This window comes from Cognaticolwellia mytili, from assembly GCF_002104475.1.
GTDB lineage: Bacteria > Pseudomonadota > Gammaproteobacteria > Enterobacterales > Alteromonadaceae > Cognaticolwellia > Cognaticolwellia mytili.
Genome location: NZ_NBOF01000010.1, coordinates 1 through 1,669, shown reverse-complemented (window position 1 = coordinate 1,669; position 1,669 = coordinate 1). Strand labels below are relative to the sequence as shown.

Below are 1,669 nucleotides of genomic sequence, written 5' to 3'. Positions count from 1 at the left end.
ACAATAGCGACATAGCCCCACCTGATCCCATTCCGAACTCAGTAGTGAAATGTGTTAGCGCCGATGGTAGTGTGGGAGTTCCCATGTGAGAGTAGGACATTGCTAGGCTTCTATTAAGAAAAGCCCGATTCGAAAGAGTCGGGCTTTTTGCTGTTTGGCGATAAATAAAAGCACTTGCTTAAAAGTTAATAATGCCACCTGATCTCATGCCGAACTCCGTGGTGGAATGTGTTAGCGACGCTGGTAAATAGCGTGTGGGAGTGGCTCTCTCTTATGTGAGAGTAGGACATTGCTAGGCTTCTATTAAGAAAAGCCCGACTCGAAAGAGTCGGGCTTTTTGCTGTCCGGCGTTTAATAAAAGTATTAATAAAACCAGATTCCTACTCCTTGAATTTCGTCTTTCGTTGGCAGAAAGCTTATTACTGATAGTTTTTAGTAAAACACTATGCTGTTGTCTTGCTAATTTACTAAAATAACGAGCAAACTCTGATACATGCAATATGTATCGGCAGAAAAAAGCTATAAATTTGGGCTGAGCTTGTAGTAGACAAGCAGGAGTTTATCGCAATAAAGACATTAGAGTGGTCATTAGTCCTAACGGAGATAGTAGTTGATCAAGTGACCTGGTACTGCGGATAACTTTACCCCCATTTCATGTGTCACGACATAGTGAGCAATCACCAGTAAACCGTTGGCCTGATTTTCTTTTTTTTTAACTGAACAGCATTGAACTCAGCCGTCTTGTTTGTGTTGTTTGCACGATAACTAGGTAATTATTGTTTTCTGCCGGATAACTTTTGCTTGATTAAGCAAAAGTTATCTATTGTGGTAAAGATATAACGCCAATAAATAGGTGAGTAAGATAAAAGTTATACCTAACATCGAGGTCGCATTCACGTTGACTGCTTGTTCTTAAGAAATATTTCTCTTTCCGGTTACAGGGTTTCTTAACCTGGTTTAATTTTATCGTTGCTTTGAAGCTCGATAGAATGGCCTATTGTGTTGACCAATTTATTATTTCAGATCTATTTCGCTAGACATACAGATTATTAGCGAACTATCGTCATTAATTTTGAAAAATACCTCAGCGATGTGATTAATTATTACAATGAAGTGTCAAGTTTCTTCAACATCATATAAGTTTATTTATAGAAGATGAGATATTTAAGGGTAAATGAGGTTAGAAAGAGAAAATATTTTCGCATTTTTCTATTGAATGGATTCATACTTTCTCATGATTACTGTTCTATTTGCGGGTTTTGATTCTAGTCTTATAACTGCTTCACGTTGTTTATTGGTTCGAAAGGTCAGTTAACCTACGGCTATTACGTGTATTTTATAGTGGCTAAAGAACAATGCTCGAAAAAACTTACATTGAAGAGGAGTATAAACATTGGCCTCTACCGACTAAAATTGCTTATGTAAGGCGATTAAATACACGAGTTGTTCGATTAATCAGCAAACGATTCACTTTATGATATTTAATTGAAATTAAGTGTTGACGTGCTCTGAAAAATCGCCATAATGCGCTCCACTTCTTCGGGGCAACCCAAGAAGCTTGTTTTAAAGAGTTAACTACACTGGTTTAGGCCAAAGTAGCTGACTTAACGTTATAAAGTAGGGTTTTGAATCTTCTAAAAAGAAAGTTCAAAAAAACGAAATAAAATGT

At 37.0% G+C, this 1,669-nt stretch carries 1 rRNA gene; it reads left to right on the top strand.

The window, feature by feature from the left end:
• Positions 1-108 (top strand): 5S ribosomal RNA (gene rrf / locus B7C41_RS19825); the annotation flags it as partial.
• Positions 109-1,669: the final 1,561 nt, after the last annotated feature.